Raw genomic sequence first — 26314 nt, 5'->3', positions numbered from 1 at the left:
TTACTAGCTCGAACCCAACGATCCCGTATTATACCGAATAAAATCGCGCACGTACGATTTTAGTAAAATAAAAAACTGAGCTACGCGACGATGCCGTAGGCCAACTTTTACGCACCCTTATTTCGATATCGGCACTAGGGACAATATAGGTCATCGACCGACTTCAAGTTTGCGCTGAATCAAACGGCTCGACGCTAGACTTTTAGCTCAAGGCAACAAAGAGAATGCCGCGCTGTGATATGCGGGCGTCGGACCGGCCAGGCCGGCACGGACAAATTCGTCCAGTGACGACAGCCAGGCTTGCCAGTCGTCTTCGCCGACGAGTTCGAACGCGGTCAGCACGCGCAGGCGCTGCTCGAGCGCGCGCGCGCCCTGCCCCAGTTCGCGAAAGCCGAAGGTGACCGCGGCGCCGGCCAGCGTATGCAGCAGCGACTGCAGCTCGCTTGCCAGCTGCGGAGCCGGCGCGGCGGGGTTGAAGCCGGCGCCGGCCTGGCGCAGGCGCCCCAGCGTCGCGGGCAAGCCGGCGCGGAAACCTTCGTTCGCCTGCGTCAAACGGACAAAGAAGTCCGCATCGACCGATGCGGTCATCGCTTACTTGGTCCCGAAGATGCGGTCGCCCGCGTCGCCCAGGCCCGGCACGATATACGCGTGCTCGTCCAGGTGCGAGTCGAGCGCAGCCACATACAGCTTCACGTGCGGGTGCGCATCCTGGAAGACCTTGACGCCTTCCGGCGCCGCGACCAGGGCCAGGAAGATGATGTGATCGTCCGGCACGCCGCGCTTTTTCAGTACGTCGATCGCGTGTACCGCCGAATTGCCGGTGGCGACCATCGGATCGCACAGGATGAAGGTGCGTTCCGAGGTGTCCGGCAGGCGCACCAGGTATTCGACCGGCTCGTGGGTCTCAGGATCGCGGAACACGCCGATGTGGCCCACCCGTGCCGACGGCACCAGTTCCAGCAGGCCGTCGCTCATGCCGATGCCGGCGCGCAGGATCGGCACGATGGCCAGCTTCTTGCCCGCGATGACAGGCGCGTCGATCGTCACCAGCGGCGTCTGGATCGGGCGCGTGGTCAGCGGCAGGTCGCGCGTGATCTCATAGCCCATCAGCAGCGTGATTTCCTTGAGCAGCTCGCGGAAGGTGCGCGTCGAGGTGTCGTGCTCGCGCATGTGCGACAGCTTGTGCTGGATCAGCGGGTGGCTCAGGATGTAAAGGCTGGGAAAACGCGGGTCTTGTTTCATGATGGACATTGGAGATGTTTGTAGTTGTAACTCGTAGCCTGCCATTATCCCAGCCGGGCGCCGTTTTGTCGCGCCCTGGCTGTAGAAATATCACCCTGGACAGCCAGCGCCCGCGCCAGGATCGCCTCGACATCGAGCCCCGGCGGCAGCCGGCCGAAGGCACCGCCGACGTCCTGGGCGATGCGCGAGGCGATGAAGGCCTCGGCCACGAACGGCGGCGCATGGCGCAGCAGCAGCGCACCCTGCACCGCGATCACGAGGCGTTCCGCCAGCACGCGCGCCTCCGCCTCCTGCGTGCTCAACATGTCCTGCCCCAGCTGCTGCACGTAGGCGGCAAAGCGCGTATCCAACTTTACTGCCGGCGCCAGCTCGGCCTCGAGGGCGGCGCGCGCGACTTGCGGATTCTTGCCGAGCGCGCGCAGCACGTCCAGGCACATCACATTGCCCGAACCCTCCCAGATCGAATTGACGGGAAACTCGCGGTACAGGCGCGCCAGCGGGCCGTCCTCGACATAGCCGTTGCCGCCCATGACTTCCATCGCCTCGGCGCCGAAAGCGGGCCCGCGCTTGCACAGCCAGTACTTGCCGGCCGGGGTCAGGATGCGCGCGAGCGCGCTTTCCAGGGGATCATCCGGGTTGTCGAAGCAGCGCGCCAGGCGCAGCGCAAAGGCGGTCGCCGCTTCCGACTCGAGCGCGAGATCGGCCAGCACGTTCTGCATCAGGGGCTGCTGCGCCAGCGCTTTGCCGAAGGCGGTGCGCCCGCGCGCGTGATTGAGCGCGTGGCACAGGGCCGCGCGCATGATGCCGGCGGTGCCGACCACGCAGTCGAGGCGCGTATGGCTGCCCATCTCGAGGATGGTCGGGATGCCGCGCCCGACCGCACCGACCAGCCAGCCGACGGCGCCTTCGAATTCGACTTCGGACGAGGCATTCGAACGGTTGCCGAGTTTGTCCTTCAGGCGCTGTACGCGGATCGCGTTGCGGCTGCCGTCGGGCAGGTAGCGCGGCACGAAGAAACACGACAAGCCCTGGCTGCCGCCTTCATCGGTCTGGGCCAGGATCAGGTGCGCATCCGATTGCGGCGCCGAGAAGAACCACTTGTGGCCGACGATGCGCCAAGCGCCCTCGCCTTCGTCGCCGAAGCGCGCGACCGCCTCAAGCGGCAGGATTTCGGTCGCGCGCGTCGTGTTGGCACGCACGTCGGTACCGCCCTGCTTTTCCGTCATGCCCATGCCGATCAGGGCGCCGCGCTTCTGCTCGACCGGCAGCGAACGCGGATCGTAGTCGTTCGACAGGACCTTCGGCAGCCAGCGCTCGCCGAGTTTGCCCGCGCGGCGCAGCGCCGGCACGCTGGCATACGTCATCGTCACCGGGCACTGGGCGCCGTTCTCGACCTGGCCGAACAACAGGTAGGCAGCGGCGCGCGCTACCTGGGCACCGGGACGCGGGTCGAGCCAGGGCGCTGAATGCGCGCCGGCGCCGATCATCATGCCCATCAATTCATGCCAGGCCGGATGGAATTCGACTTCGTCGACGCGGCGTCCGCAGCGGTCGAAGGCGACCAGCCGCGGACCATTCGCGTTCGCCAGGCGTGCCAGGTCGAGTACCTCGGCACGGCCCAGGCGCGCACCGAGCGCGTCGAGTGCGTCGCTTGCCCAACCCGCCCCCTCGCGCGCCAGGCCTTCCCGCAGCACGGGGTCGCAGCGCAACAGGTTGACGTCGCCGAAGGGCGGCGCCTGGTTGAAGACGTCGTGGGTGTCGAACTGGTGCATGGCGGTCTCCACGCATGAAAAGCGCGTGCTGGTCTGTAATGTTGCAGAAAAGCATCGAACTGGTCGGTTGTGCTTTCTCTAACGCAACGCTTCGGCGACAATGGCCGTCTATTATGAACGACGCATGTTAGCGATCAGTCAAGAGGCTAGCGCAAAGCGCAACTTCAGGCAAGATGCGACTGCGCTAACGCAAACGAGTTCCAAAGTGGCCAGGGCCCGGATATTTTTTAATGCCTGTTGGAATTTTTAAATGATAAATTGTTGCAGGGTTTGTTAAACTCGCACGGTTCCACCTGTTCCAGGTGTCCGCAATAGGGCTGATATTTCAACGATGCGCTCCACTTCTGCCGCCGTGCCGTTCGACCAGCCGCACCCATCTCCGGCGCATGGCCTGGAGAGCCTGATGGAAGCGGCAGGCGACTGTGCGTTCCGGATCGCCCCGAGTGGCGAGATCCGCAGCGCCAGCGCGCGCGCGGTGCGCCTGCTGGGCCTGCAGTTTCCGGTCGAGGGCATGCCGCTGAGCGCCTTTGCGGCCGACACCGACGGCGCCGCCCTGCGCACTGCCATCCTGGACGCGCATGCCGCAGCCGAACCGGTGCTGGTGCGCCTGCGCCTGCGCTGCGCGGAAGGCCTGATTGCGTTCGAGCTGCGTATCGCCGCCGTGGGCGGCGACGATGCCTTGTTTGTCGTCGGACGCGACATGAGCGCGCAGCAGGCCACCGAAGAACGCCTGCGCCACATGGCGACCCACGACGCGCTGACCGAACTGCCGAACCGCCTGCTGCTGTCGGACAGGATCCGGATGGTGGTGGCCAACGCGCGCCGCTCGGGCCAGGGCTTTGCCGTGGCCACCGTCGGCATCGACGGCTTCAAGAAAGTCAACGAGGCGCTTGGCCACACGGTCGGCGACGCCGTGCTGCGCCAGGCCGCCACGCGCCTGCGCCGTGCGATGCGCGACAGCGATACGCTGGCGCGCGTGGGCGGCGACGAATTCGTCGTGATCCTGCCCGGCACCACCACCGAAGCCCAGATCAAGCTCGTCACCGGGCGCCTGCTGGCGACCCTGCAGTCGCCGTTCGAGCTCGAGGGCCACACGATCTATCTTGGCGCCTCGGTCGGCGTCGCGCTCTACCCGCAGCATGCCGAGGATGACCATGGCCTGCTGGCGATGGCCGATGCGGCCTTGTCACGCGCCAAGGAAACCGGCAAGGGCCGCGCGATCGTCTACAGCGCGCGCGAACAGGGTCCGCCGGAGCACGACATCTCGCTCGAAGCGGCCATGTTCAGCGCCGTGCGCGAAGGCGAATTCCTGCTCTACTACCAGCCGATCGTCAACGCCCAGACGCGCCTGATCGAGGGTTTCGAGACGCTGATGCGCTGGAAGCACCCGACGCTGGGCATGGTGCCGCCGGTGCGTTTCATCCCGATCGCGGAAACGAACGGCCTGATCAACCTGCTCGGCGCCTGGGCCCTGAAGGCGGCCTGCGCCCAGCTGATGCAGTTCGAGGAAGCGGCCAAGCGCGAGCTCTACATGTCGGTCAACATCAGCCCGCGCCAGTTCCGCAACGACAAATTCCTTGGAGTGCTGGACGATGCATTGGCCCTCTCCGGCATGCCCGGCAGGAAACTGGTGCTGGAAATTACCGAAGGCACGCTGATGGTCGACCCGCAGCACGCCGAGACCATCCTCGCCAAAATGGCCGAGCGCCAGGCGCGCATCGCGATCGACGACTTCGGCACCGGCTACTCGTCGCTGGCCTACCTCAAGCGCTTCCCGATCTCGGTGCTGAAAATCGACCGCGCGTTCGTGAAAGACCTGCCGGGCGCGCCGAAGGAAGCGGCCATCTGCAGTGCCGTGCTCGACATGGCGCGCCACCTCGACCTGTCGGTCGTTGCCGAAGGCGTCGAGACCGAGGAGCAGCTGGGCTGGCTCCAGGCGCGCGACTGCCGCTACATCCAGGGTTACCTGACCGGCAAACCGATGCCGGCCAACGTGGCCCTGGCCGCCCTGCAAGACAACCATTACACGGCATTGCTGCCGCCAGAGCGTCAAGCCAGGACACCATGACCGCACCAACGAACGAACGCGCACCCGGGGCCGACGCCACCCTCGAGCTGCTGTGGGAACGCATCCGGCGCCAGGGCGACATGCCCGGCTTCACGCGTGCCATCAATGCCATCCTGGCGTCGATGCGCGGCGAGGACGAGCGCGAATTCTCGATGACGCAGACCGTGCTGTCGGACCCGGTCCTGACGCAAAAGGTCCTACGGCTGGCCAACAGCGGCATGTACTCGGCCTTCGGTCAACGCATCAATACGGTCTCGAAAGCGGTGCTGGTGCTGGGCACCGAGGCGATCGGCCATCTGGCGCTGGGCCTGAAGCTGATCGAGGAACTCTCGAAAAGCACGCCCGATTCGGCGCACGCCCACGTCGAGATGGAAAAGGCCGTGCTGGCCGGGATGGTGGCGCAGCAGGTAGCGGCCAGGGCCGCCACGCGCGACCCGGAGGAAGCCGTGGTCTGCTCGCTCCTGCATTCGCTGGGCCGGATGATGGTGACTTTCTACATGCCCGAACGCTGGAGCAAGATGCAGGCGCAGGCCGGCGCCGGTTTCGAGGGCGCTGCCGCCCAGGACGTGCTTGGGCTCTCGCTCGAGGCGCTGGGCCGCGCCACGGCCGAGCACTGGGGCCTGCCGCGCAACCTGGTGGCGGGGATGCGCACGCTGGAGCCGGGCGAGCGCGAGGAAGGCTTCGGCCACGACGACTGGCTGGCGGCGCTCGGCACGATGTCGACGCGCTGCGCCAACTCGCTCTGGAACAACGATGAGGCAGGTGCCCTCGAGGTGGCGGAACTGGCCGCGGCGTTTGCGCCGATGCTGGGCGTGGCGCCGGAACAGGTCATGGCCGCGATCGACAAGGCCAAGATAGAAGCGGCTGCCGACCTGACGATCGCACCGCTGGCCAAGCCGCAAGAAAAACGCGCCGAGATCGAGGTCGTGGCACGCAAGCGCGAAGCCGGCAACCGGATCCTGATGAGCGGCGTGGCCGACATGCGCGACGTCGGCGTGACTGTCAATCCGGGCCAGATGATGTCGATGGCGCTGGAAACCATCTACCAGGGCCTGTCGTTCACGCGCGCCTTTGCGTTCCTGCGCAACCGGCGCGAAGGCAAGTACCTGGCCCGCATGGGCTTCGGTGCCGGCGCCAAGTCCCTGATGCCGAACTTGAGCATGGACGACGCCTACGAGGCCGACGTGTTCCATGCGGCCCTTACCAGCGACCGCGTGATCTTCATCGAGAATGCGCGCGATCCGAAGTTCGCCGCCAAGCTGCCAGGCTGGTGGCGCGGCACGCTGTCGGAAGCGCGCTGCTTCGTCGTGATCCCGATGTGCATGAACGGCCAGCCGGTCGGCTTCATCTATGGCGACTGGGACGACAGCTTCCCGTCGATCAATCTGAGCCAGACCGAATTCTCGCTGTTGAACGATTTACGTGCGCTGGTGGTGGGTACGCTGGAACGGCGTACCCAAAGCGAGATGGCAGCAACCAAGCCCTGAAAAACGGGCTTAGATGCGCGGCGTGTCGACGTGCACGTCGCCGCACTGGGCGCGCCCCATCAGCGCATGGTCGATCAGCACCAGGGCCAGCATCGCTTCGGCGATGGGCGTGGCCCGGATGCCCACGCAAGGATCGTGGCGGCCGAAGGTTTCCACCATGGCCGGCACACCCGCCTTGTCGATCGAGCGGCGCGGCACACGGATCGACGAGGTCGGCTTGATCGCCAGCGACACCGTGATGTCCTGCCCGGTCGAAATCCCGCCCAGCACCCCGCCGGCATGGTTCCCGACAAAGCCCTCGGGCGTGAGCTCGTCGCCGTGCTCGGACCCCTTTTGCGCCACCGAGGCGAAACCGGCGCCGATCTCGACGCCCTTGACCGCATTGATCCCCATCATCGCGTAGGCGATGTCGGCGTCGAGCTTGTCGTAGATCGGCTGGCCGAAGCCGACCGGCACGCCCGTGGCGACGACGTCGATGCGCGCGCCGATCGAGTCGCCGGCGCGGCGCAGCTCGTCCATATAGGCTTCCATGCGCGCCAGCAGCGCAGTGTCGCTTGTCGCGGCGAAAAACGGATTGTTCGCGGTGTGCTCCCACCCGCCGAACGGAATGACGATCTCGCCCAACTGGCGCATGCAGCCTGCGAATGCGATCCCGTAGTGCTCGCGCAGCCACTTCTTGGCCACCGCGCCGGCACCGACCACCGGTGCGGTCAGGCGCGCCGAGGAGCGCCCGCCGCCGCGCGGATCGCGCACGCCGTACTTGTGCCAGTAGGTATAGTCCGCGTGGCCGGGGCGGAAGGTGTCGGCGATGTTGCCGTAATCCTTGCTGCGCTGGTCTTCGTTGGCAATCAACAGCGCGATCGGCGTGCCGGTGGTGACGCCCTCGTACACCCCCGACAGGATCTGCACACGGTCGCCTTCCTGGCGCTGGGTTACGTGGCGCGAGGTGCCCGGCTTGCGGCGGTCGAGATCAAACTGAATATCGGCCTCGGAGAGCGCCATGCCCGGCGGACAGCCGTCGATGACGCAGCCGATCGCGGGACCGTGCGATTCGCCGAAAGTGGTGACAGAAAACAGTTTACCGAAGGAATTACCAGACATAGGCACAGGCGTGGAAGGGGCGAAAAAGACCATTCTACCAGCCCGCGCGGGGATCGGCCGGTGTCCAAACCTTCCCTTCGGGCAAGGATCTTAATTGCCTCAAGGATATAAATTTTCCTCAGGAAACAAGAATACGGCTGCGCGTTCAACATTGTCCGCTATACTCCCTTGGTATGACATGCCGAGCCTAATTCTGGAGACGCAACAATAATGCCCGCATCGATGACGCCCGGCGTCGCCGCACCCATGCACGACGATCTCGTTTTCCTCGATGAAACGCCACGCGCGCCGACGCGCCCAAGCCGGCCCGGCTGGCGCATCCTGATCGTCGACGACGATGCCGACGTCCATTCGACGACCACCTTCGCCCTCGCCGGCCTTGAAGTGCAGGACCGTCCTCTCGAATTCCTGCACGCCCGTTCGGCGCACGCCGCACGTGCCGTACTGGCGCAGGAACCCGACATCGCCGTGATCCTGCTCGATGTCGTCATGGAGCAGCCCGACGCCGGCCTGCAGCTTGTCCGTCATATTCGCGAAACGCTAGCCATGAAGGATGTGCGCATCATCCTGCGCACCGGCCAGCCGGGCTACACGCCCGAGATGGAAGCGATCCGCGACCTCGACATCAACGACTACCGCACCAAGTCCGAGCTCACCCGTACCAAGCTGTATACGACGGTCGCCGCGGCGGTCCGCTGCTACCAGCAGTTGCGCGCGCTGGTCATCGGGCGCGCCGGACTGGAGCGCATCGTGCATGCCGGTACCGAGCTGATGCGCCTGCACGGCGCGCGCGACGTCGCGCGCTCCGTGCTGCGGCAGGCCGCTGCCCTGCTCGGCCAGGAAGCGGCCGGCGTGCTGTGCGTGCGCGAAGCGGGCGGCCTGCGCGTCCTCGGCGCCGCCGGCAGCGCGCTGGAGCTCGAAGGCTTGACGCTCGACGCGCATGAGGAAGCGATGCTGCTGGGCGCTGCCGCACGCGCGCTGGCCGAGTGCCAGAGCGAGTTCAGCCCGACCTGCATGGCCCTGTACTTTCCCGGCAAATCCGGGCGCGATTTCTGTGCCGCGATCCCGCTCTCGCAACCGGTCAGCGAGGGAAACGGGCGCTTGCTGCACGTGTTCGCCAGCGTCGTGGCGGTCGGGCTCGACAACGTCGAACTGGTCGGGCGCCTGAATACGGCGGCCTTTTTCGACCGGCTGACGGGTCTGCCGAACCGCACCCGCCTGGTCGAGGAGCTCGACGCGGCGGTGGCGCAAGGGAAGGCGCCAGGCGGGACACTTGAAGCCACGCTGACCCTGGTCGACCTCGACCATTTTGCCGAGACCAACGACGCGCTCGGGCACCAGTTCGGTGACGCGCTGCTGGTCACCGTCGCCCAGCGCTTGCAGCAGCAGCTGGACGCGCGCCTCACGGTGGCACGCATCAGCGGCGACATCTTCGCGGTGCTTGGCATGGCCGAACGCAATACCCCGGCGGCGATCCAGGCGCTGTTCGCCGCGCCCTTCTCGATCGACGGCCAGGATGTGCAGGTGTCGGCCACGCTGGGCCTGGTACGCCTGCATGAACACGACGGCAGCGGCGCCGACGCCCTGAAAGATGCGGACATCGCGCTCAAGCGCGCCAAATCGCAGCAACGCAGCGGCCACTTCTATTTTTCGCGCAGCATGGGCGTCGAGATCCGCGAGCGCGTGCGCCTGATGCACGCATTGCGCCGCGGCGTGGGGCGCGGCGAACTGTTCCTCGCCTACCAGCCGCAGGTCGACCTCGCGACCCACCGTCCTTTCGGGGCCGAAGCGCTGCTGCGCTGGCGCCTCGAGGACGGCACCATGATCCCGCCGGACCGCTTCATCCCGATCGCCGAATATTCCGGGCTCATCGTCGAGATCGGCGCCTGGGTGCTGCGCGAAGCCTGCGCCGAACTGATGCGCCTGCGCAGCGCCGGGCACCTCGCGTTCACGATGTCGGTGAACGTCTCGCAGGCCCAGTTCCGCCATCCGCATTTTGTCGACGTGCTGCGCCGCGCATTGCGCGAAAGCGGCGCACCACCCGAGTACATCGAGCTGGAAATCACGGAATCAATGGCGATGGAAGAGCCGCAACAGCTGACCGAGATGCTGGCCCAGGTCAAGCGCACCGGGGTGTCGATCGCGATCGACGACTTCGGCACCGGCTTCTCGTCGCTGTCGCACCTGCAGCGCCTGAAGGTCGACCGCCTGAAGATCGACCGCGCATTTGTCAGCGAAATCACCGGTTCGGCACGCGGCAGCAGCATCGCAGAAATGGTGATCCAGCTCGGACGCAACCTTGGCCTGTCGGTGATCGCCGAAGGCGTCGAGGACGAGCGCCAGGCGCAGATCCTGCATGCGCTGGGCTGCCCGCTGGCGCAGGGCTACCTGTTCTCGCGGCCCTTGTCGCCGCAAGCCTTGCTGGAATGGCTGGGGACGCAGCAGCTCGAAAACGCTGCCTGAGTCAGGGCGTCAGTCTTCGGCCGCCTGCTCCGCCGGCCAATCCCGGATATACGCCTTGAGCATCCGGTTCTCGAAACTCTGGGCCTCGAGCACCGCACGCGCGACGTCGTAGAACGAGATCACCCCCAGCAGCGTCTTGGCATTCATCACCGGCAGGTAACGCGCATGCTTTTCCAGCATCATGCGCCGCACCTCGTTCACTTCGGTGTCCGGCGTGACCGTGATCGGGCTGTCGTCCATGTGCTTGCGCACGGTGCCGGCGCCGAGCCCGCCGCCGTTCGAGTGCAGCACCTTGATCACTTCGCGGAAAGTCAGCATCCCGACCAGGTCGCCATACTCCATGACGACCAGGGAACCGATGTCCTTGTCCGACATCGTATTGACTGCGTCGGCAAGCAGTGTTTCAGGGGTCACCGTGTAGAGGATATTGCCCTTTACCTGCAGGATTTCTGAAACTTTCATATTAGCCACCCCGGCTTCTGTTGGAATATTCACTAGTCGATTTCTTTGTCTAAGGCATGATACGAATGTAGCCTAAGGTTAGCAGAAAATCCAGTTATGAAGGGAAGTAGCGGCGCAAGACGCCCGAGGCGTGGCACGGGCATAAAAGAATGCTACGATGCCGCCCATAATTATTTCTATACGAGACAATCATGAGCGGTCCACGCTATCCGGGCTTCGACACCCTGTCGCTGCACGCGGGCGCTACGCCCGACCCGGCGACCGGCGCGCGCGCCACGCCCATCCATTTCACTTCCTCGTTCGCCTTCCGCGACTCCGATCACGCCGCTTCGCTGTTCAACATGGAGCGCAGCGGCCACGTCTATTCGCGCATCTCGAACCCGACCAATGCGGTGCTGGAAGAGCGCATCGCCGCACTCGAGGGCGGCGTTGCCGGCATCGCCACGGCCAGCGGCCAGGCCGCCATGCACCTGGGCCTGTCCACGATTGCAGGCGCCGGCTCGCACATCGTGGCATCGCGTGCCCTGTACGGCGGCTCGCATAACCTGCTGGCCTACACCTTGAAGCGTTTCGGCATCGAGACCACCTTCGTCGACCCGCGCGACCTCGACGCCTGGCGCGCCGCGATCCGTCCGCAGACCAAGGTGCTGTTCGGCGAAACCCTGGGCAACCCGGGCCTGGACGTGCTCGACATTCCGCGCATCGGGGCGCTCGCCCACGAGCACGACCTGCCGCTGATGGTCGACGCCACGTTCACCACGCCGTACCTGCTGCGTCCGTTCGACCTGGGCGCCGACCTGGTCTTCCATTCCGCCACCAAGTTCCTGTGCGGGCACGGCACCGCGATCGGCGGCCTGCTGGTCGACGGCGGCACCTTCGACTGGCAAGGCGCCTACGAGCGCAGCGGCCGCTTCGCCGAACTGTGCGAGCCCTACGAGGGCTTCCACGGCATGGTGTTCGCCGAAGAATCGACCGTCGCCGCGTTTGCCCTGCGCGCGCGGCGCGAAGGCTTGCGCGACTTTGGCGCGGTGATGAGTCCGCACAACGCGTTTGCCGTGCTGCAGGGGATCGAGACGCTCGGCCTGCGCATGGACCGCCACGTGGCCAACACGCGCCGCGTGATCGAATTCCTGCTGGCCAATCCTGCCGTCAGCTCCGTCTCCTATCCGGAGCTGGAAAGCCATCCCGACCACGCGCTGGCAAAGACGCTGCTGCCGAAAGGCTGCGGCGCCGTATTCACGTTCAACCTGAAAGGCGACCGCGCCGCGGGCCGGCGTTTCGTCGACGCCCTGAAAGTATTTTCGCACCTGGCCAATGTCGGCGATGCCAAGTCGCTCGTCATCCACCCCGCCTCGACCACCCACTTCCGCGTGCCACCGGAGCAGTTGGCGGCGTCGGGCATCACCGAGGGCACGATGCGCCTGTCGGTCGGCCTGGAAGATGCCCACGACCTGATCGACGACCTGGCGCGCGCGCTGAAAGCCTCACAGAAGGGAGCTTGACCATGATCCTCGACATCCAGGGCCATGGCGCCTATTGCTACAGCGGCGGCAAGGCGTTCAATGCGGCCTTGCCCACCGTCGTCTTCATCCATGGAGCTCAGAACGACCACTCGGTGTGGGGCCTGCAGTCGCGCTGGTTCGCCCACCACGGCTTCGGCGTACTGGCCGTCGACCTGCCGGGACACGGCCGCAGCAGCGGCCCGGCCCTGGCCAGCGTCGAAGAGATGGCCGACTGGCTGCTCGCCGTGCTGGAGGCTTGCGGGGTGCGCAAGGCGCTCCTCGTTGGCCACAGCATGGGTTCACTCATCGCGCTGGAGGCCTCGCAACGCGCACCTGGCAAGGTGCGCGCGCTGGCCATGCTCGGCACGACTTACCCGATGAAGGTGTCCGATGCGCTGCTCGCCACCGCACGCGACGACGAGGAGCGCGCGATCGACATGGTCAACATCTGGTCGCATTCGACGATCGCGCACAAGCCGTCGAGCCCCGGGCCGGGCTTTTCGGTGATGGGCGGCGCGCGCCGGCTGATGCAGCGCATGTCGGCGATCAATCCCGACCGGCTGTTCTACAACGATTTTTCGGCGTGCAACGCCTATGCGAACGGCGAGGCGGCCGCGCAAGCGGTGCGCTGCCCTACCCTGTTCATCTTCGGTGCCAAGGACATGATGACGCCGGCGCGCTCGACGGGACTGCTGACGGGCACGATCGCGCATGGCAAAGTGGTCCAGGTCGATTGCGGCCACTCGCTCATGAGCGAACAGCCCGATGCGGTGCTCGATGCGCTCGATGCCTTTGCCGCCTCGCTCGAGGAGACGCCCGCATGAGCTTCGCCGACTTCTATCCGTATTATCTGACCCAGCACGCCGACCGTCGCTGCCGGCGCACGCATTTCATCGGAAGTTCGGGGGCGCTGCTGGCGATCGCCACCGCCTTGGTGACCGGGAATGCCTGGTGGATCGCCGTTGCGCTCGTGTTCAGCTACGGCGGCGCCTGGATCGGCCATTTCTTCTACGAGCACAACCGGCCGGCGACGTTTGCGCAGCCGTGGCTGTCGTTCAAGGCGGATTGGGTGATGTATTGGCAGATGCTGACCGGCAAATTGAGCTTTTGATGCTGCAGGGTGGACTAGCGGTCCGCGAAATAGCCACTGATCGGCTGGTCCAGCCCCTGCGCCACGGCCGTCTCCACCTGCCGCGCCAGCGCACCGGTATCGAGCGACAAAACAGATCCCGCCACCTGCTGCGCATTCGGCGCCAGCGCCGCGTGCGCGCCGCCGAACACGAACAGCCGGTACACATCGGCCACGCGCAGCGCGTCCAGGTCCGCCAACAGCACCCAGTTGTCCGACCCGGCACGCGCCGCGCTGCCCCAGCCGCCTTGCAAGGGCGCGTCGGGCTGCACCCTTCCAACCCATCCGGCGCCGGCCATCTGCTCGAGCAACAGACCGAGTTCGTCATAGCCTATGCGGGTATGCGCGCGGATCGCGCTCGAGGCTACCTGCGCCGAACCGGTCGCATGCGCGCCCCCATGCAGCACTTTCAGCACCGCCATGGCGTCGACGAACACGCCGCCCGGGGCCGGCACATGCCACCAGCGTTCGTATTTCACCACCGGCAAGGCGGCGGCGACCACTGCGCCGAGCAGCGTGATCAGCCAGGACAAATACATCCACAGCAGGAACAGCGGCAGCGCGGCCAGTGCGCCATAGATGATGGCATAGGTCGGGAACTGGCGGATGAACAGCGCAAACAGGCGCTTGGCCAGTTCGAAGGCGATGGCGGCGGCCAGCGCGCCCCACAAGGCATCGCGCCAGTCGACGTGGCGGTTCGGCACGGCGACATACAGCAAGGTGTAGGCTCCGGTCGTGAGCGCAATCGAGGCCAGCGTCGACAGGATGGTGCCCAGCAGCGGCACGGAGTGTGTCATGCCGCCGGTGGCCGTGAACAGCTGGGCCGTGAGGCTGATCGACAGGCCGAACAGCAAGGGACCGAGCGTGATCAGGGCCCAGTAAGTGAGCATCCGCTGCATCAGCGGGCGCGGCTGGCGCACGCGCCAGATCTGGTTGAAGACGCGCTCGATCATGCCCATCATGGCGGTGGTCGTGAGCAGCAGCATGACCGCGCCCAGGGCGGAGAGGCCCTTGGCCTTGTCGGCAAACTGCGTCAGGTTGGCGATGATCGTGTTCGAGATCGCCCGCGGGATCAGGGCCTGGGCGAAATACGTCTCCAGCGCCGTGCGGAGCTGACCGAAGATCGGAAACGTGGTAAAAATGGCCAGTACGATCGTCAGCAGCGGAACCAGGGCCAGTGTCGTGGTAAAGGTGAGGCTGCCTGCCACTTGCGGCAGCATTTCCTCGCGCAGGCGGCGCCGTGCGAAGCGCACCAGGTCGCGTACCTCGGCTAAAGTCAGCCCGCGTACACGGTCGACGCCTTCGTTGAAGATCTCGTTCGTGGAGCGCGAAATCGCATGAACAGTTTTGGAAAGCATGTTGTCGGATTAGATTCGCCCAGGGGCATTCGCTTAGGCAAAGCATTCTATAATACCAACGATGAACCCGACCCTGACCATTCTCGTTTTGTACTACTCGCGCCATGGCGCCACCCGCAAGCTGGCCGAGCTGATCGCCCAGGGCATCGAAAGCGTTCCGGGTGTGGAAGCGCGCCTGCGCACGGTGCCGGCGGTCTCGACGGTGGCGGAATCGACCGCGCCCGGCATTCCGTCCAATGGCGCGCCGTATGTCGAACTGTCCGACCTGGCCGAGTGCGCAGGGCTGGCGCTGGGCTCTCCCACGCGCTTCGGCAACATGGCGGCGGCGATGAAATATTTCCTTGACGGCACCGCAGCCGAATGGCTGGCCGGCACCCTGTCCGGCAAACCCGCGGTCGTGTTCGCGTCCACCGGCAGCCTGCATGGCGGCCAGGAAGCGACCTTGCTGTCGATGATGATCCCGCTGCTGCACCACGGCATGCTTTTCATGGGCCTGCCCTATACCCATCCTGAACTGATGACGACATCAAGCGGCGGCAGCCCTTATGGCGCTACCCACTGGGCCGGGATCGACGGCGACAAGGCGGTCACGGAAGACGAGAAACGCCTGGCCATTGCGCTCGGGCGCCGCCTCGCCGACACCGCCGCCAAACTTCACGGACCACGCTGATGCAAACCCAAAAGCTCTTCCATGGTGGCGCGATTGCCAGCCTGATCTGGCTGATCGGCTGGCTGGTGGCCTGGGAAATCTGGATCGCACCGCTGCACCCGGGCGGCTCGCTGCTGGCCCTGAAAGCCCTGCCGCTGTTGCTGCCGCTACGCGGCGTCATCAAGCGCGACCTGTACACGCTGCAGTGGTCGTCGATGGTGATCCTGCTCTACTTCACCGAAGGCGTGGTACGCGCCTGGAGCGACACGAGCGAGGCCTCACGCATGATGGCGCTGGGCGAAGTGGCGCTGGTATGCGTGTATTTCGCGTGTGCCCTGCTGTACCTGCGTCCCTATAAAAAAGCGGCGCAAAAGCTGGCCAAGGAATTGCTGGACAAGGTAAAAGTGCCGCATGACTGAGGATTTCCTCGGACGCTGCCGCGAGATCGTCGGCGCGTCCTGGGTGCTGTCGGTTAACGCCGACATGGCACCCTACCTCACCGACTGGCGCGGCCGGTTTACCGGCCGTGCGCGCGCGGTGCTGCTTCCCGCGGACACGGACCAGGTAGCGCAACTGGTGGCCGCCTGCGCAGCCGAGCGCGTGCCGATCGTGCCGCAAGGCGGGCGCACCGGACTGGTGCTGGGCAGCATACCCGACGCCAGCGGCGCGGCCGTGGTGCTGTCGCTGCGGCGCATGAACCGCATCCTCGAACTCGACACGACGAACCGCACCATCACCGTGCAGGCCGGCGCGATCCTGCAGCAAATCCAGGAAGCCGCAGCCGCGGCCGGGCTGCTGTTTCCGCTGTCGCTGGCGGCCGAAGGCAGCTGCACCATCGGCGGCAACCTGTCGACGAACGCCGGCGGCACTGCCGTGCTGCGCTACGGGAACACACGCGACCTGTGCCTGGGGCTGCAGGTGGTCACACCACAAGGCGAGGTCTGGGACGGCTTGCGCGGCCTGCGCAAGGACAACACGGGGTATGCGCTGCGCGACCTGTTCATCGGCGCCGAAGGCACGCTCGGCGTGATCACGGCCGCCGTACTGAAACTTTATCCGCAACCGAAAGCCTCCACGACGGCGCTGGTGGCCATGGATTCGCCGGAACGCGCCTTGTCGCTGCTGTCGCTGATGCAGGACCAGTGCGCTTCGAGCCTGACCGCGTACGAACTGATGTCGGACTTCTGCCTGCGCCTGGTCGGCGAGCATTTCCCGCACCTGCCGCGTCCGTTCGCACGCAGCCATGCGCAGTATGCGCTGCTGGAAGTGTCGAGCAGCGAGTCGGAAGCGCATGCGCTGGGCCTGCTGGAGGGGGCGATCGAAGCGGCGCTGGAGGGGGGGCTCGCCGACGACGCCGTGGTCGCCACCTCGATCGCCCAGTCGAGCGGCCTGTGGCAGCTGCGCGAACACATCCCGCTGGCCCAGGCCAGCGCCGGCAAGAACATCAAGCACGACGTCTCGCTGCCGATCTCGCAGATCGGCGCCTTCATCGCCGCCACCGACGCCCAGCTGGCAAGCGCGTTCCCCGGCTGCCAGGTGGTCTGCTTCGGCCATCTGGGCGACGGCAACCTGCACTATAACGTCGCGCCGATGGCCGGCGTGTCGCACGAGGCCTTCCTGGGCCACCAGGATGCGATCAACCGCATCGTGCACGACAGCGTGATGCTTTTCGAGGGCTCGATCTCGGCGGAACACGGCATCGGCGCCCTCAAGCGCGAGGACCTGAAACGCTACAAGGATCCGGTCGAACTGAACATGATGCGTGCCATCAAAGGCGCCCTCGACCCGCTCGGCATTATGAACCCTGGCAAAATTTTGTGAGACAGGGAGCATACCGATGAGGACCACGATGGTAGCGGTGATCTTGTGCGCGCTGGCGCATCCGCTCGCTGCGCAGACGATCTACAAATGCACTTCCAGCGGCAAGGTCAGCTATGGTGAGCTGCCGTGCGCCGACGGCAAGGCGACGGCGCTCGCAGTGCCTCCCGCGCCGTCGAGCGCCGAGGCGGCCGCAGCGCTCGAGCGTGACAAGGCACTGCTGGCGATGCTGCAGAAGGAACGCGCGGCCGCCATGGCACGCGACGACCGCGCCAGCCAGCGCGCCGCGCGCGCGGCTGCCGGCACGCGCCAGAAATGCAATCGCCTGCGGCTGCAGGAAAAATGGGCGCAGGAAGACGCGGCGCGCGCCGATAAAGCGACGCTCTCCTCCGCGCGCCTGAAAGCAAAACGGCAGGCCGAGGTACTGGCGGTTCAATGTCCGGCCTGAACCTCCTGTCACGCTGGCTGCTGGTCGGCGAATGGCGCGCCCACCCCGTGCGCGCCGTGCTGGCGGTGGCCGCGATCGCGGTCGGCGTGGCCATGGGGTTCGCGATCCACCTGATCAACGCCGCCGCATTCAACGAATTTTCAAGCGCGATCAAGAGCCTGTCCGGCCAGGCCGACGTCCAGGTCGCGGGACGCGAAGCCCTGTTCGACGAAGCCATCTATCCGGTGCTGGCGCAGGTCGAGGGCGTCGCGCTGGCGTCGCCCGTGCTCGAGCTCCAGGCTGCCGTGCCGAGTGCGAAAGGCGCGCTGCGCATCGTGGGGATCGACCCGCTGCGCGCCGGCTATATCGCACCGGACCTGCTGGGGGTCCCGGCCGAAGGCCGCGGCAGCGACGTGCTGGCCGACGACAGCGTTTTCCTGTCGCCCGCCGCGCAAAGCTGGCTGAAGCTGCAACGCGATGCGGCGCTGCTGGTGCGCGCCGGCACCAGCGATGTTCCACTGCGCGTAGCCGGCCCGGTTGCGCGCGCGCGGCCCGGCCAGCGCTTCGGCGTGATGGACATCGGCGCCCTGCAATGGCGCTTCGGCCAGCTCGGCAAACTCTCGCGCGTCGACCTGAAACTGCGCGATGGCGTGAACCGCGCCGAGTTCGAGGCGCGCCTGAAGGTCGACCTCGAGCGCCAGTTCCCTGGGCGCTTCCGGGTCCAGCAGCCGAACGACAGCGACCAGGAAAGCCGCAACAATAACCTCAGCCGCGCTTACCGCGTGAACCTGACCGTGCTGGCGCTGGTCGCCTTGTTCACCGGCGCCTTCCTCGTGTTTTCGACGCAGGCGCTTTCCGTGATGCGCCGCCGCAGCCAGTTCGCGCTGCTGCGCGTGCTCGGTGTCGAACGCGGGCAGTTGCTGCGCCAGGTGCTGGTCGAAGGCGCCAGCCTGGGCGTGCTCGGCGCCCTGCTCGGCGTGGCGGCCGGCTACGCGCTCGCGGCCCTCGCCCTGCGCTTCTTCGGCGGCGACCTCGGCGCCGGCTACTTCCCCGGCATCAAGCCGCAGGTCGTGTTCACGCCGGTGGCGGCTTTTGTCTTCTTCGCGCTGGGTCTCGGCGTCGCCCTGCTCGGCTGCCTGGCGCCGGCCCTGGAGGCGGCGCGCGCCGAGCCGGCCGTGGCCCTGAAGGGGGGCAACGACGAAGCGGCGCTCGCGAATCTGTCGCGCATCTGGCCCTCGCTGGTCTGCCTGGCGCTGGCGGGCCTGTTCGCATTCGCGCCGCCCGTGTTCGAGCTGCCCCTGTTCGGTTATGTTGCGATCGCCCTCTTGCTCATTGGCGGCATCGGCCTGATGCCGCGCCTGGCCGCCAGCACCTTCCGCCTCCTGAGCCGCCCGCTGCTGGGGTCGAGCAGAGCGCGCCCCGTCCTCGCGCTGACGCTCTCGCGCCTGGCGAACGCACCGGGCCAGGCCTCGATCGCACTGGGCGGCGTGCTGGCCAGTTTCAGCCTGATGGTCGCGATGGGGATCATGGTGGCCAGCTTCCGGATCTCGGTCGACGACTGGATGCGCCACATCCTGCCGGCCGACCTGTACGTGCGCAGCAGCGCCGGCGGCAGTTCGGGCTTTTTCGGCACACCGGAACAGGATGCCATTGCCCGCGCGGCCGGAGGCGGCCAGGTCCAGTTCCTGCGCACGCGCCCCCTTTCTCTCGCCGCCGACCGTCCCGACGTGGTCCTGATCGCGCGCGACCTCGACCCGCTCGACCCCGGCCGCCTGCTGTTCCTGGTCGGCGCCACCGCGCCCGTGCCCCCTGGCGCGCGTCCGGCCTGGGTCTCGGAAGCGATGCTCGACCTGTACGGCGTGCAGGTCGGCCAGACGCTGGCGCTACCGCTGGGCGGGCGACCGTCGTCGTTCTTCGTCGCTGGGGTCTGGCGCGACTATGCCAACCAGTCCGGTTCGGTCGTCGTGCGGCTGTCCGACTACCGCGCGCTCACCAATGCGCTGGAAGTCACCGATGCCGCCATTTATGCCGGCAGCGAAGCGGCGACCGACAAGATCGAACGGGCGCTGCGCCAGTTGCCCTTCGGCGGCGCACTGCAGCTGGCGCGTCCCGGCGAGATCCGCGCCATGAGCCTGCAGATTTTCGACCGCAGCTTTGCCGTCACCTATCTGCTGGAAGCGATCGCCATCCTCATCGGCCTGTCCGGCGTGGCCGCCACCTTCTCGGCGCAGACGCTCGCCCGCGCGCGCGAATTCGGCATGCTGCGCCATGTAGGCGTGACGCGCGGCCAGGTGCTCGGCATCCTGGCTGTCGAAGGCGGCTTGCTGACGACGCTGGGCGTGGCTTGCGGTTTCGCGCTGGGCCTGGTCATCAGCCTGATCCTCGTCTTCGTCGTCAACCCGCAATCCTTCCACTGGACCATGGGACTGCACCTGCCGTGGGGATTATTGGGGACGGTCGCCGCCGTGCTGGTGGCGGCTTCGGTCGGCACCGCGCTGGTGTCGGGACGCTATGCATTGTCGGGCGGCCCGGTGCGCGCCGTGAGGGAGGATTGGTGATGCGCCTGTTGATGGTCTTGATGCTGTTGTTCGTTAGCCTGGCGCAGGCGGCGCCGCCGAGCTTCGCGCCGGTGAAACCGGGGCAGGCGCTGGTTTTCCCGCGCGACTACGGCGCCCATCCCGAGTTCCGGACCGAATGGTGGTATGTCACCGGCTGGCTCAAAACGGCCGCCGGCAAGCCGCTGGGCTTCCAGGTGACCTTCTTCAGGAGCCGCACCGAACACGACCCGGGCAACCCGAGCGCATTCGCGCCGCACCAGCTGGTGATCGGCCACGCCGCGTTGTCCGACCCGAGCCTGGGCCGGCTGGTGCACGACCAGAGGAGCAGCCGCGAAGGCTTTGGCCTGGCCTGGGCGAAACCGGGCGATACCGACCTGAAGCTGGACGACTGGCGCATGACGCGCGCGGCCGACGGCAATTATCGCGTCACGCTCAAGTCGTCGGAATTGACCCTGGAACTGACGCTCGCCCCGACCCAGGCGCCGCTGCTGCAGGGCGAGGGCGGCTATTCGCGCAAGGGGCCAGCCGCGCGGCACGCCAGCTATTACTACAGCCTGCCGCACCTGCGCGTGACCGGCGTCGCGGGTCGCACCGGCGCCGTGGGACCGGTCACGGGCAGCGCCTGGTTCGATCACGAATGGTCGAGCGAAGCGCTGCAACCGGAGGCGACCGGTTGGGATTGGGTCGGCGCGAACCTCGACGACGGCTCGGCCCTGATGGCTTTCCAGATCCGCGGCAAGGACGGTGATAAACTATGGTCGCACGCCACCGTGCGCGGGCCCGACGGGAAAGTCACCCGTTACGCGCCCGGCGAGGTGGGGTTTTCTCCGCAGGCGCGGTGGAAGTCGCCGCGTACGAATGCCGACTACCCGGTCGCCACCACCATCACGACGGGCGCCACGCGCTGGCAGATCGCGCCCCTGCAGCAAGACCAGGAACTCGACTCGCGCCGCTCGACGGGCGCCGTCTATTGGGAGGGCGCGGTGACGGTGGCGCGCGACGGCGTGCCGGCGGGACGCGGCTACCTCGAGATGACGGGCTATGTGCGGCCGATGAAACTTTGAATTACCAGACAGAACAACCAGCAGAACAACAACAAGCGACACGATGACCAAGCGTTCACCCAGTAGCAGTACCAGTACCGGCACTACCCCTTCCGCTCCCGACACCACCGCGTCCCGCAAGGGCAGCCTCGCCGCGCTCAAGGGCCTCACTCCCTTCCTGGCGCCCTACCGCCGCCAATTCATCCTGGCCGGTATCGCCCTGCTGTTCGCGGCCGGCGCCACGCTGGCCATTCCTGCCGCCTTCAAGCAGATGATCGACCTGGGCTTCGGCGCCTCGGCCGGCGCCCACAGCATCCGCCACGTCGACGCCACCTTCCTCGCCCTGTTCGGCGTCGCCGCGGTGCTGGGCGTGGCCACCGCGGCGCGCTTCTACATGGTGTCCTGGCTGGGCGAGCGCGTCACGGCCGACGTGCGCAGCGCCGTGTACCGCCATGTCGTGCACCAGAGCCCTGAATTCTTCGAGACCACCCAGACTGGCGAAGTACTGTCGCGCCTGACCACCGACACCACCCTGATCCAGAGCGTGGTCGGCACCAGCATTTCGCTGGCGCTCCGCAATACCCTGCTCTTCACCGGCGGCCTGGTGATGCTGTTCGTGACCAGCGCCAAGCTCACCGCGATCATCCTGGCCTTGCTCGTGGCCGTGATCGTGCCGATCGTGCTGTTCGGACGGCGCGTGCGCAAACTCTCGCGCGATTCGCAAGACCGCATCGCCGACGCCTCGGCCCTGGCCGGCGAAATTTTGAACGCGATGCCGACCGTGCAGGCATTTACCCACGAAAAGATCGAAGCCGGGCGTTTCGGCGCCAGCGTCGAAGGCGCGTTCCAGGCCGCCATGCAGCGCATCCGCGCCCGCTCCCTGCTCACCATGCTGGCCATTGTGCTGGTATTCGGCACCATTGTGTTCGTGCTGTGGCTGGGCGCGCACGCCGTGCTGGAAGGGACCATGAGCGGGGGCGACCTCGGCCAGTTCATCCTGTACGCCGCGATCGTCGCCGGCTCGATCGGCGCACTGGCCGAAGTGATGGGCGAGGCGCAACGTGCCGCCGGCGCCACCGAGCGCCTGCTCGAACTGCTGGCCGCCCGTTCCGACATCCGTAACCCGGCGCATCCGCGCGCCCTCCCAAGCCGCGCCTCGAATGGCGCGGCCCTGGCCATGAACGAGCTCACCTTTGCCTACCCGTCGCGCCAGGACACGGCGGCGCTGTCGCATCTGACGCTGTCGATCCGTCCCGGTGAAACGGTGGCCGTGGTCGGACCCTCGGGCGCCGGCAAGACGACGCTGTTCCAGCTGCTGCTGCGCTACTACGATCCGCAGTCGGGTTCGATCACCCTCGATGGCGTCGACATCCGCGACCTCGACCTGCATGCCTTGCGCGGCGCGATCGGCATCGTCCCCCAGGACACGGTGATCTTCTCGGCGGACGCGATGGAAAACATCCGCTACGGCCGGCCTGAAGCGACGGACGAGGAAGTCATCGCCGTGGCGAAGCTGGCGGCCGCGCACGAATTCATCGAGCGCCTGCCGCAGGGTTACCGCTCCTTCCTGGGCGAGCGCGGCGTGCGCCTGTCGGGCGGCCAGCGCCAGCGCATCGCGATCGCGCGCGCCCTGCTGAAGAACCCGCCGCTGCTGCTGCTCGACGAAGCGACCAGCGCGCTCGACGCCGAATCCGAGCGCCTGGTGCAGGGCGCACTGGAAGCGGCAATGGTCGGGCGCACCACGGTCATCATCGCGCACCGGTTGGCAACCGTGCAGCGGGCCGACCGCATCATCGTCATGGAAGACGGCCGGATCGTGGAAACCGGCACCCATGCCTCGCTGGTGGCGATGAAAGGCATTTACGCCAACCTGGCGGCGCTGCAGTTCCATCATGTGCATGTCGCGCATTAATTGTCGAACATGGTGTTGCGTCGCGACTGAAAATTAGCACCTATTCCGGCACTTTGTATTGACTGAAAGCAATTGATAGGTATGATCGGAAAGATCAACCACTGTCAATTTCGGTCATGAACAACAATAAATATCACCCTATTAACTGGAGCGTCGGCACCAAGATCAGCGCCTTCAGCTTCGCGCTCGTCGGCGCCATCCTGGCGGCCCTGATCGTGACCATCACGATCACCACCGCGGCGATGCTGGAAGAGCGCGCCAAGGACAACCTTCATAACGAACTGCAGGGCGTGGTCAACACGGTCGAGCTGTTCAATCGCACCGTGTCGGCCGAGGCCGTCAGTTTCGGCCGCGTCTTCGCCGCGGGGTTCGGCGGCAGCTTCGAGAGCGATCCGGCTGCGCCAGTCGATATCGGCGGCAAGCAGGTGCCTTCCCTGAAGCATGACGGCAAGGTGATCAATCTCGATTTCAGTGCTCCGGACAGCTTCAGCGCCGCGACCGGCGGCAACGCGACGATCTTCGTGGCCGACGGCGACGATTTTGTCCGCGTCACCACCTCGGTGAAGAAGGAAAACGGCGAACGCGCCGTCGGCACCCAGCTTGATCGCGCCAGCCCCGCGTATGCCGCCCTGAAGGACGGCAAGACCTACGTCGGCCTCGCCAAGCTGTTCGGCAAGCAGTTCATCACCCAGTACGCACCGGTGCGCGATGCGGCCGGCAAGGTCGTCGGCGCGCTGTACGTCGGCGTCGACATCACGCCGGAGGTTGCTGCGCTGAAGGAACGCATCCGCGCAGTCAAGGTCGGCGACACCGGTTATTTCTATGTGCTCAACGCCGCAGCCGGCAAGAACTATGGCGAGCTGCTGGTACACCCGACGCGCGAAGGCGATAACATCCTCGACAGCCGCGCCGCGAATGGCGTCGAATTCGTGAAAGATATCCTCGCGAAGAAGACCGGCGTGATCAGTTATGACTGGAAGAATCCGGGCGAGTCGGTCGGGCGCGAGAAGATGGTCGCGTTTACCCACTTTAAGGACTGGAACTGGGTGGTCGCAGGCGGCACCTATCGCGACGAGATCACCCAGGAAGCTGCGCGACTGCGCAACCAGTACACCATCTTCGGCCTGATTGCGCTCTCGATCTTCGCCGCCGTCCTGTACATATTTGTCCGGGCAACCGTCACCCGTCCGCTGGCTGCCGCGCGCGATGCCGCGGTGCGCATCGCCGACGGCGACCTGACGGTCACGGTCGCGCGCCGCCACAACGACGAGATCGGCCTGCTGGCGGACGCCATGAACGGCATCAGCCACAAACTTTCAATGGTGGTGGGCAAGGTACGCGATGGCGCCGAGCAGATCGCGAATGCCTCGAGCGAGATCTCGACGGGCAACCTCGACCTGTGCACCCGCACCGAGCAGCAAGCCAGCAGCCTGGCCACGACCTCGTCCTCGATGGGCGAACTGACCGAGACCGTGCGCCAGAATGCCGAACACGCACGCCAGGCAAATACCCTGGCCGTCTCCGCCTCGACCATCGCCCAGAAGGGCGGCAGCATGGTCGCCCAAGTGGTCGAGACGATGGAATCGATCAACCAATCCTCGCGCAAGATCTCGGACATTACCGGCGTCATCGACGGCATCGCTTTCCAGACCAACATCCTGGCCCTGAACGCCGCGGTGGAAGCGGCGCGTGCCGGCGAACAGGGACGCGGTTTTGCCGTCGTCGCCAGCGAAGTGCGCAACCTGGCCCAGCGCAGCGCCGCCGCAGCGAAAGAGATCAAGACCCTGATCGCGGCGTCTTCCAGCGAAGTCGACGCCGGGCGCGAGCTGGTGTCGAAAGCCGGCGCCACGATGAACGAAGTGCTGGCCAGCGTCGGCCGCGTGACCAGCATCATGGCCGACATCACCGCCGCCAGCGCCGAACAAAGCAGCGGCATCGAGCAAGTCAACCGCGCAATCGGCGAGATGGACGACACAACCCAGCACAACGCGGCACTGGTCGAGGAAGCCAGTGCCGCGGCGCAGGCATTGCAGGACCAGGCGGCCGAACTGGCGCGCGCGGTGCGTTTGTTCCGGCTCGATGAAAGTGCCGGTGCGCTCGAGGCGCCGGTCCGGCGGGTCGCGCTGACGCACGCTTGACCGCAGGGTGGGTCGGGCCGCGCAAGGCACAAGTGCCCACCCTGCGCCCATCCGGTGTAAAGTTGCCTCCCCACCCAGGAGCCCATCTTGACCGACCTTGAACTGATCCGCCGCTGCGACACCGTCTTCCCCGGCCACCGCGCCCGCACCCCCGCCGAGATGTACGGCGCCATGGCCGCCTGGTGCGAACGGCACGGGGTCGAACATGACGTCTACGGCAGCGGGGAACTGGTCACGCGTTTCGAGGAGAAGGTCGCCGCCCTGCTCGGCTTTGAAGCCGCTGTCTTCTGCATTAGCGGCACCATGGCGCAAGCGACCGCCCTGCGCCTGGCCTGCTTTGATCGTGCCAACGCGCCCGCCGCCCTGCACCCTACTTCCCACATTTTTGTCCACGAGCGCTCGAACTACCAGCTGCTCGGCCACTTCGACGCGCTCCAGGTGGGCGAGCGCAACCGCCCCTGGCGCGTCGCCGACCTGGAAGCCGTGCCGGACAAGCTCGGGGCCGTCGGCCTCGAGCTCCCGATGCGCGAGATCGGCGGCCAGCTATCGTCGTGGGAAGAACTCGAGGCGATCAAGGCGCATTGCAAGGCGTGCGGCGCCCACCTGCACATGGATGGCGCGCGCCTGTGGGAAGCGCAAGCCGGTTACGGACGCAGTGCGGCTGATATCGCAGCCGGCTTCGATTCGGTCTACGTTTCGCTGTACAAGGGCATCGGTGGCCTGGGTGGCGCGCTGCTGCTCGGCAGCCGCGACTTTGTCGAGCGTGCCGCCGAATGGTTCCGGCGCCAAGGCGGCGACGTCATCCACCGCTCGCCCTATGTCGTCTCGGCGGCCATGCAGTTCGACGCGCGCCTGGCAAGCATGCCGGATTATTTCCGCCGCACCGAACTGCTGTACGAATTGCTGCGCGCCCACCCGGATATCCGCATCAACCCGGACAAGCCGGCGGCCAACATGCTGCACCTGCATTTGCCCGTCAGCCGCGAACGCTTGCTCGCCATTCGCGCGGAACTCGCCGAACGGCACGGCATCTGGCTGTTCAACCGCGTGTCGGACGGTGTCCTGCCGGGCACGAGCTACTTCGAGCTGTACGTCGGCGACAACCTGTTGAACGTTTCGCAGGCGCGGCTGCGCGAGGCCCTGGCCCTGTTCGCCGATCAGTTAAAATAGCGCGTTTCTCCACGA

Annotated in this window: 21 protein-coding genes; 15 read left to right on the top strand and 6 right to left on the bottom strand. The window is 66.4% G+C overall.

What is annotated here, in order from left to right; all coding sequences use genetic code 11:
* Positions 1–207: 207 nt before the first annotated feature.
* The 3 genes from ACHAC9_RS00700 to ACHAC9_RS00690 are packed head-to-tail and all read right to left on the bottom strand — an operon-like array spanning position 208 to position 3014.
* Positions 208–588: an Hpt domain-containing protein gene (locus ACHAC9_RS00700; protein WP_435756122.1), complete on the bottom strand. Its 381-nt coding sequence runs from the start codon at positions 586–588 to the stop codon at positions 208–210.
* Positions 589–591: 3 nt separating this feature from the next.
* Positions 592–1242, bottom strand: coding sequence for a uracil phosphoribosyltransferase (gene upp / locus ACHAC9_RS00695; RefSeq protein WP_435757225.1), 651 nt, complete (start codon positions 1240–1242; stop codon positions 592–594).
* Between the two features lie 44 nt (positions 1243–1286).
* Positions 1287–3014, bottom strand: coding sequence for an isovaleryl-CoA dehydrogenase (locus tag ACHAC9_RS00690; protein WP_435756120.1), 1728 nt, complete (start codon positions 3012–3014; stop codon positions 1287–1289).
* Between the two features lie 331 nt (positions 3015–3345).
* Between ACHAC9_RS00690 and ACHAC9_RS00685 the strand changes: the two genes are divergently transcribed.
* The gene (locus ACHAC9_RS00685) at positions 3346–5082 is read left to right on the top strand and encodes a putative bifunctional diguanylate cyclase/phosphodiesterase (RefSeq protein ID WP_435756118.1); all 1737 of its coding nucleotides are present in this window, start codon (positions 3346–3348) and stop codon (positions 5080–5082) included.
* Positions 5079–6569: an HDOD domain-containing protein gene (locus tag ACHAC9_RS00680; protein ID WP_435756116.1), complete on the top strand. Its 1491-nt coding sequence runs from the start codon at positions 5079–5081 to the stop codon at positions 6567–6569. Before ACHAC9_RS00685 ends, ACHAC9_RS00680 begins: the two co-directional genes overlap by 4 nt.
* A gap of 9 nt (positions 6570–6578) precedes the next feature.
* Here the strand turns inward: ACHAC9_RS00680 and aroC are convergent, their stop codons facing one another.
* A complete protein-coding gene (gene aroC, locus ACHAC9_RS00675) occupies positions 6579–7670 on the bottom strand; it encodes a chorismate synthase (protein WP_435756114.1) in 1092 nt (363 codons plus the stop codon).
* Positions 7671–7880: 210 nt separating this feature from the next.
* Here aroC and ACHAC9_RS00670 point away from each other — a divergent pair, with 210 nt between their 5' ends.
* Positions 7881–10133, top strand: a complete 2253-nt coding sequence (locus ACHAC9_RS00670) for a putative bifunctional diguanylate cyclase/phosphodiesterase (RefSeq protein WP_435756112.1) — start codon at positions 7881–7883, stop codon at positions 10131–10133.
* A gap of 9 nt (positions 10134–10142) precedes the next feature.
* Here ACHAC9_RS00670 and ACHAC9_RS00665 read toward each other — a convergent pair whose 3' ends face one another.
* Positions 10143–10595: a CBS domain-containing protein gene (locus ACHAC9_RS00665; protein WP_435756110.1), complete on the bottom strand. Its 453-nt coding sequence runs from the start codon at positions 10593–10595 to the stop codon at positions 10143–10145.
* Positions 10596–10786: 191 nt separating this feature from the next.
* On the opposite strand from ACHAC9_RS00665, the gene ACHAC9_RS00660 reads away from it, so the two are divergent.
* Genes ACHAC9_RS00660 through ACHAC9_RS00650 form a run of 3 tightly spaced genes read left to right on the top strand, consistent with a single transcriptional unit; the run spans position 10787 to position 13208 of the window.
* Entirely contained in the window at positions 10787–12097 is a 1311-nt protein-coding gene (locus tag ACHAC9_RS00660) for an O-acetylhomoserine aminocarboxypropyltransferase (RefSeq protein WP_435756108.1), read from the top strand.
* A gap of 2 nt (positions 12098–12099) precedes the next feature.
* Complete coding sequence (locus tag ACHAC9_RS00655; protein ID WP_435756106.1) at positions 12100–12921, top strand: alpha/beta fold hydrolase; 822 nt, start codon at positions 12100–12102, stop codon at positions 12919–12921.
* Positions 12918–13208, top strand: a complete 291-nt coding sequence (locus ACHAC9_RS00650; RefSeq protein ID WP_435756104.1) for an Mpo1-like protein — start codon at positions 12918–12920, stop codon at positions 13206–13208. Before ACHAC9_RS00655 ends, ACHAC9_RS00650 begins: the two co-directional genes overlap by 4 nt.
* Before the next feature lie 14 nt (positions 13209–13222).
* Here ACHAC9_RS00650 and ACHAC9_RS00645 read toward each other — a convergent pair whose 3' ends face one another.
* Positions 13223–14584: a YihY family inner membrane protein gene (locus tag ACHAC9_RS00645; RefSeq protein ID WP_435756102.1), complete on the bottom strand. Its 1362-nt coding sequence runs from the start codon at positions 14582–14584 to the stop codon at positions 13223–13225.
* Positions 14585–14645: 61 nt separating this feature from the next.
* On the opposite strand from ACHAC9_RS00645, the gene wrbA reads away from it, so the two are divergent.
* The 9 genes from wrbA to ACHAC9_RS00600 all read left to right on the top strand — a co-directional run bounded on the left by wrbA (position 14646) and on the right by ACHAC9_RS00600 (position 26299).
* Positions 14646–15254 carry an NAD(P)H:quinone oxidoreductase gene (gene wrbA, locus ACHAC9_RS00640; protein WP_435756100.1) on the top strand — a complete coding sequence of 203 codons (609 nt, stop codon included), beginning with the start codon at positions 14646–14648 and terminating at the stop codon, positions 15252–15254.
* Positions 15254–15652, top strand: a complete 399-nt coding sequence (locus ACHAC9_RS00635) for a DUF2069 domain-containing protein (RefSeq protein ID WP_435756098.1) — start codon at positions 15254–15256, stop codon at positions 15650–15652. The genes wrbA and ACHAC9_RS00635 overlap by 1 nt, the downstream gene beginning before the upstream one ends.
* On the top strand, positions 15645–17054 hold the full coding sequence (locus ACHAC9_RS00630) for an FAD-binding oxidoreductase (RefSeq protein WP_435756096.1): 1410 nt from the start codon (positions 15645–15647) through the stop codon (positions 17052–17054). Before ACHAC9_RS00635 ends, ACHAC9_RS00630 begins: the two co-directional genes overlap by 8 nt.
* A gap of 16 nt (positions 17055–17070) precedes the next feature.
* Complete coding sequence (locus ACHAC9_RS00625; RefSeq protein ID WP_435756094.1) at positions 17071–17499, top strand: DUF4124 domain-containing protein; 429 nt, start codon at positions 17071–17073, stop codon at positions 17497–17499.
* Positions 17487–20036 carry an FtsX-like permease family protein gene (locus tag ACHAC9_RS00620; protein WP_435756092.1) on the top strand — a complete coding sequence of 850 codons (2550 nt, stop codon included), beginning with the start codon at positions 17487–17489 and terminating at the stop codon, positions 20034–20036. Before ACHAC9_RS00625 ends, ACHAC9_RS00620 begins: the two co-directional genes overlap by 13 nt.
* A complete protein-coding gene (locus tag ACHAC9_RS00615; RefSeq protein WP_435756090.1) occupies positions 20036–21100 on the top strand; it encodes a lipocalin-like domain-containing protein in 1065 nt (354 codons plus the stop codon). The genes ACHAC9_RS00620 and ACHAC9_RS00615 overlap by 1 nt, the downstream gene beginning before the upstream one ends.
* Positions 21101–21143: 43 nt before the next feature.
* Positions 21144–22991 (top strand): ABC transporter transmembrane domain-containing protein, encoded by a 1848-nt coding sequence (locus tag ACHAC9_RS00610; protein ID WP_435756088.1) that lies wholly within the window; start codon positions 21144–21146, stop codon positions 22989–22991.
* Positions 22992–23107: 116 nt separating this feature from the next.
* Complete coding sequence (locus ACHAC9_RS00605; protein WP_435756086.1) at positions 23108–25129, top strand: methyl-accepting chemotaxis protein; 2022 nt, start codon at positions 23108–23110, stop codon at positions 25127–25129.
* 87 nt (positions 25130–25216) lie between these two features.
* On the top strand, positions 25217–26299 hold the full coding sequence (locus tag ACHAC9_RS00600) for a threonine aldolase family protein (protein ID WP_435756084.1): 1083 nt from the start codon (positions 25217–25219) through the stop codon (positions 26297–26299).
* Positions 26300–26314: the final 15 nt, after the last annotated feature.

The organism is Massilia sp. CMS3.1, assembly GCF_051262535.1.
Classification (GTDB): domain Bacteria; phylum Pseudomonadota; class Gammaproteobacteria; order Burkholderiales; family Burkholderiaceae_D; genus Telluria.
Note: the sequence above shows the minus strand (reverse complement) of the source record. Positions and strands in the feature narration are given on the sequence as shown.